The sequence below is a fragment of the Chryseobacterium endophyticum genome (assembly GCF_056333165.1).
This window is the reverse complement of record NZ_JBWGXE010000011.1, coordinates 110,100-116,109: the sequence shown is the minus strand read 5'-3', so window position 1 is coordinate 116,109 and position 6,010 is coordinate 110,100. Positions and strand designations below refer to the sequence as shown.

Genomic DNA, 6,010 nt, shown 5'->3' with positions numbered 1-6,010 from the left:
CCTAATCTTTTATATTCTTTAGTTTCTCCGTCCAGATCATCCCAGCGGGAATATGCCCGCTCCATATAATCTTTTATCTTTTCCAAAGGAAAATCGACATCTAGATGGTAGTATATGCTTTCATAGGGAGAATAATAAGTTATATCTGCACCTATGGGTGTACCGTGCTGCTCCGTCCAGCGCGAACCAGATTGGCCCCAATCTCCAGAACTACTACCATAAGGCAGACCAGCAGGATTACCCTCTAAGGTTTTTATTTTATCATAAATGGGGTTATTAGATATTTATTATTTGGCTGTGATATTTCCACATGAAATTCTGGTGTTTTATTCATTTCCTGGCAGTGTATCAAATTAGTTAATAACAAAAAATAGAGCAGCGTTTTTAGTTTATCCATTTTTTCCACATCTATTACTTGTAAGAATCATTGAACTTGTCATTGGTTTTAAACACCCTTATGCTATCCGTTGGTACAGGATGATTATCTAATAACACTTCAAAAGAACTGTTATCAGAAGCTATCTTAAATTCCAGCCTGGCTTGATTACCCACTTTTTTAAAAACGTCATTGGCCTTTTCCCAATTAAAGTATGCATACCCCGTATACTGTTGATCTTTGCCTGTTTCCCAGGTGAAATTCAATTCTTTGGGGATGACTCTTTTTTCATAAGAGACTTCACCAATCCACGGGCGATAAAATAATTCTTCCTCTCCGTTGAAGTAATCTATCCACATTCTGAATAACCTCAACCCTCTGTTTTCCGAAGTAAAAACAGCAGCGTAATTATACCTTGCCCTGTAGTTATCCCATTCTTGCGGGGAAGCGTCCGGAATAGCCAATTCTTTTTTTTCTTCTTCAAAACGATTTGAACTAATACGGTAAGTTTTAAGATATTTTTCTTTTATTCCTGTAATTTCTTGCTTATTAGTTATTACTTCTGCTTGATAACGCCCTAATTCGATCTGCACTCCTGCTCCGAAACGCAGCCACACCACCACCATACCTTTGGGGGCAAAGCCAAACACCAAGTCACTAAAGCTATTGTAAGGACGTATGGGATATGCAAATTCTTCGTATCTGCCTGATCTTCTATATTTCTGTAACGGTTCTTTATAAAATTCCGGGAGTGCCTCACCGTTGGCATATGCCCGTTCCATATAATCTTTTATCTTTTCTAAAGGAAAATCGACATCTAGATGGTAGTATATGCTTTCATAGGGAGAATAATAAGTTATATCTGCACCTATGGGTGTACCGTGCTGTTCCGTCCAACGCTTTCCAGATTGGCCCCAATCTCCAGAACTACTACCATAAGGCAGACCAGCAGGATTACCCTCTAAGGTTTTTATTTTATCATAAATGGGGTTATTAGATATTTATTATTTGGCTGTGATATTTCCACATGAAATTCTGGTGTTTTATTCATTTCCTGGCAGTGTATCAAATTAGTTAATAACAAAAAATAGAGCAGCGTTTTTGTATATGTCTTTTTCGGTATTTAGCTTCTAACGCTCCTTCTTTCTTGGGTGCATTGTTTTGAGATTTGGCATTCAATCCGACTTGGTTGGCTTTTACCGACCAGTGCAGGTACCGATGGCGAAGGTCTTTCAGGTCTTGTTCCTCTATAAAATCCAGATACGATATTTTTTTTATTTCTTCGAGGTACTCTGCAACCGAAGGTTTTTCTCCTTTTATATACTGCTCTACATATTGGTTTCGGAGATCATTACAGGCATTCATATAATTGATGAGTTGGTTGTAAATACGGGTTAATAGGTCACCTTTTATACTATACTTTTTATTAATTCTTTCATTTATATACTTAACCCCGCCTGTTTTTTCATCTTGTGAGTAATGAAACATCTGGTTGAGCGCAATTTTGTCATAAGCATTAGAAAGCACCCGGGTACCAATAATTCCGTTGTAGGATGTCGAATCTTTGTTCCAACGCTTATCGGAATCTAAATCTTTCTGATAAAAAGAACGGATCACAAGTTCCTTGTCTTTATACCAACCTTCTTTTATCAGAATTTCTTTAAATTTCCTGCATTCTTCATCTATATTGAAAAATACATCATTAATGATTCCTCCCTTTTGACAAAACAATACAGATATTTCCTTGTCGCCATCCACATAAGAACCTCCAATATCCGAATGTACACCGGGCAAAGTAAGCTCTAATCCGTATAAACCTGCACTATTGATATTGGTAAGATCAAAGTTATCCCGATACTCGTCATCGGCGGCCAGCTGCAGTACAAAGTGTACTCTGCCGGAACCTATAGCATCTAAACCCAATTGCTTGGTATCACTATTGATTCCCCAACCGCCTCTGTGATTAAGACCATAAGCTGCCACCGTATCATATAACCCTGCAAACTTAAATTGTATGGAGCTGATTTTTAATGTTTGTCCTACCAAACACGCTCCGAAAAAGCCATAAATATCTGCCAATGGATTTTTTTCTTTCATATAAACTGCATTTTTAAGAGAAGGAGCATCATACGGTGTTAATGCAAAAAAACCGGAACCCGAACTGAAAAATTCTGCTGGAGAAGTGGCCACATATATAAAGTGCCTGGCAGCGGTAGCTCCACGGCTAAATCCGAAAACATTAACCGTAAGATCGATTTGTTTTGGTATTCCCTTAAATTTAGAACCTATTGCTTTTGCGCCTTCGATACATCCTTTGGTTACTTTAGCAACAACGCCAAGATCTCCCGTTCCTAAAGCTACATCCGGAAAAACATCATCGTTTTTTAAGTCGTCTGTTCCTATACCTTCTATATACACACGTATTTGATTTTCAGCATTAGGATCAGTGGCATCAAAACCCCTCGCCACGTTAGAAAAATCATTCGTATAACTATCATCTTTATGATTAGATTCTTTATAATCTTTCCCTGCTTCTGTATTCGTCTTGTTGTTTTGTGTACCATCAAAAAATAGATTAAGCGTTACGTTTATAGATTCTACAGGCTTGTCATTTGGGTTAATTTCCTGGGGTTTGTTATAGCTTACTCCGGTTTTTGCTCCTTTTTGTTCTACTGAAATTGCAGCATTATTGGCAATTGTTTCATTAGATTTTACCACATAGTTTTTTCCAGTTCGAATAACTGCCTTACCTTCTACAAAATATTCTATACTCATGGCTAATAGTTTTTAGACTTCTCTCCACTGTTATTTTGAACCTCTTTCTTAGAATGCTGTTCTATTTTGCCTTCGCTTTGAACTTGCACTCCTTTTAAAGTAGTTAATTTATGCTCCTTCTCAGCGAAAGTTTCCAAATCTCCTTTTACATAATGGGTTAACTTTCCTACGACATTGGTGATAAAATCTGTTCCAATAGACATCATTTTCATCATTCCCACCCCGACGGTTTTGTTCATTCCTACAGTTTCTGTGGAGTTCATACCCACATTTGTTGTCAAGTTTTGCCCAACGCTGATATTAAGATTCTCCCCCGCCGTAAATGTCATATTCCCTGGCGCACTCACATTAATATTTCCCTGCCCATCCATCAGATACGTATTTCCACTCGGATCTTCTATAAAAACAGAACCTTCCGCGTCATTCAGAATAATCTTTGTTCCGCTCCGGGTATGAATAACTTTCTTGTCATTCCCTGAAGTATGATAGGAACTGGTTTCGCTTCCGTTATAATGCGTTCCCATCACAAAAGGCTTTTCGGCGTTCCTGCTTTCGTGGCTTACCAGAACTTCTTCTCCGATCTCAGGAATAAAATGAAAACCTTTACCGGCTCCGCTGTGTGGCTGTATAAGACGTATCCAAGGCGTTTTTTCTCCTTTATCTTCCTGCCACGGAAATTGCACCCGCACTCGGCCTATTCCCAGCGGATCGTTGTTATCTACTACTCTTGCAGGCTGGTCTTCGGCTTTCGGTACCGCATCAATATCGATGTATGGGGCGGCATTGAACAGATCCGGGATCCCTACAAACTCATTGTAATAATCACCAGGCTCATAGACGTGCCTGATTTCTAAGATCCGGTAGGTTTCCATTGCTTTGCCGTTGATATCCGAAAGTTTCACCCTGCCTCCGATCTTCAGTTCGGGCGTTTTGCTTCTTCCTTTTACCTGCATCAGGTTCTCACGCTTTCTTTTTCCAAACGCACAGCCTCTTTCAAATGACCTTCCGACCATTTTTCGATACCCGTGTGGTTGAAATGCATTTTAGGCTTTTTCCTGAAAATATTCCTCGATGCAATCACTGCAATACTCTGAAACGGACTTTCCTTGAATTCCGACTTTTCACTGCCGCTATGCTTTTCCATTTTCAACCCGCTTACAGCATCATAGCCTGTGAAGACAAATTCCTGAGCCTGCATCCGCATTTCAAGTTCAATATCGATTAAATCTACATTTTCGCCGAGTTTTATAAGAGGCTGAACCTTGTTTCCAAAAACGAGCTTTTCACCTGTGTAATAGAAAAATCCGCCATGACGTCTTGCCAGTCTCTGCAGAAACCCATAATCGGATTCTCTGTATTGCACCGTATACGGAAGCACCTTCCTGTTATATTCGTTAAGATAAGCATAAGATATTTCCACCTTGGCTTCCGGGGGATATTCTTCGGTTACCTGTTTTATAATCTGTTCCAGGGTTTTGTCTTCGAAACTTTGGCAGTCTTTTCCGCTTTCCAGCAAAATACTTGGGGCATATCCTGTAATATAAAGATCTCCATACCCGCCGCCCTCGTCCTTTTTATTTCTGATCCTGCCGACAATACCCCTGAAGTAATGCCGCAGTTCTCCAAAACGCCAATAAAAAATACCTATTTCTTTGCCGAGAAGGTTTTTGGAGTTTTCCATGACATAGCCGTGAAAACGGTCTAAAGCATCATCCGGAACCACAATGGTAAAACGGTCATGGACATTGGTTTTCTGAATAAGCTCTACTGCATCGCTGTTTTTCCGTAAAAATTCTTGGCCCTCTAAAGTCAGCAGGCAATACACCAAAGGATTGGTTTTGTCTTTTAGCCAGTCTTCAGCGCCACGGGATGTGCCGAATGTTGAGGAATTAAAATTTTCGTCTTTCATTATCTGTGATTTTAAAAAAAGGCAATCTCATTTTCAAATTGTTAATGATTATAATAGAATTTGTGTTTTAAGTTTCTCAGTGTAAACTTTTACTTATTAATAAACATAAAATAAATATTATCTAATCCCTATCTGTGCATTTAAAGTAAATTAATATAAAAATTTAATACTGGTATTTTGAATAGGAAATATCCTGTGTATTTTTTGTCAGAAGATCGCTCTTTACCTTAAAGCGTGTATTATACGTATCATACTATAAAGGGTTAAAATCGCAGTACAAGAACATATTAAAGTTTAACTATTACCGATATCAAGCAGTAAATCTATTTTAATCTGTGTTTTTATCATTAATTTAAATCAAACCATAAGGAATATATCACGATGACATATAATATGTCCTAAATCTTTTATTATCTGGAAATAGGTGTTACCAAATGTAAAAATAATTTTCAATTCGGCAAATATTTTTTGAAAATAAGCAATAGAAAATCAATACATTATGAAAAATTATCTATAAAATAATAAGCAGAAATTTCATTCTTATTTTTACATAATCAGAAACATTAAACATAATAACAGCAATAAAACACTACAAATAAATTATTCTTAAAAATGAAAATTCTGCAATTTAATTGATTGTTAAATGACACGGCCGGGAACCAGGATAAATGATTAGGCAAAAAGTATAGTGAAAGATAATCTGAAAATGTATGGAAATCATGATTCCATAAAAATTTCGGATTTTGATGACGTAATTGCTATTCTTGAAAAGATCAGCAAGATGTAATGCATCTCTATTTGTAAGCGGTGTTGTTTTGTCATCAAATAGTAACAAACGAAAAAAGTCGCCCATTTTGGCGACTTTTCTTTCAAGCGATCCGGACGGGACTCGAACCCGCGACCTCCGCCGTGACAGGGCGGCATTCTAACCAGCTGAACTACCGGATCAA

4 protein-coding genes and 1 tRNA gene are annotated in these 6,010 nt (G+C 37.8%); all 5 read right to left on the bottom strand.

Annotated features, from left to right (window positions below; genetic code table 11):
• Positions 1-411: 411 nt before the first annotated feature.
• Positions 412-1,158 (bottom strand): DUF2931 family protein, encoded by a 747-nt coding sequence (locus tag AC0N32_RS19200; RefSeq protein ID WP_476395446.1) that lies wholly within the window; start codon positions 1,156-1,158, stop codon positions 412-414.
• Positions 1,159-1,450: 292 nt separating this feature from the next.
• Positions 1,451-3,151: a phospholipase effector Tle1 domain-containing protein gene (locus AC0N32_RS19195; protein ID WP_476395445.1), complete on the bottom strand. Its 1,701-nt coding sequence runs from the start codon at positions 3,149-3,151 to the stop codon at positions 1,451-1,453.
• A 2-nt stretch (positions 3,152-3,153) separates the two neighbouring features.
• Positions 3,154-4,164: a phage baseplate assembly protein V gene (locus AC0N32_RS19190; RefSeq protein WP_476395444.1), complete on the bottom strand. Its 1,011-nt coding sequence runs from the start codon at positions 4,162-4,164 to the stop codon at positions 3,154-3,156.
• Positions 4,104-5,060: a contractile injection system protein, VgrG/Pvc8 family gene (locus AC0N32_RS19185; protein WP_476395443.1), complete on the bottom strand. Its 957-nt coding sequence runs from the start codon at positions 5,058-5,060 to the stop codon at positions 4,104-4,106. The genes AC0N32_RS19190 and AC0N32_RS19185 overlap by 61 nt, the downstream gene beginning before the upstream one ends.
• Before the next feature lie 874 nt (positions 5,061-5,934).
• Positions 5,935-6,008, bottom strand: a tRNA-Asp gene (locus AC0N32_RS19180).
• Between the last annotated feature and the right edge of the window lie 2 nt (positions 6,009-6,010).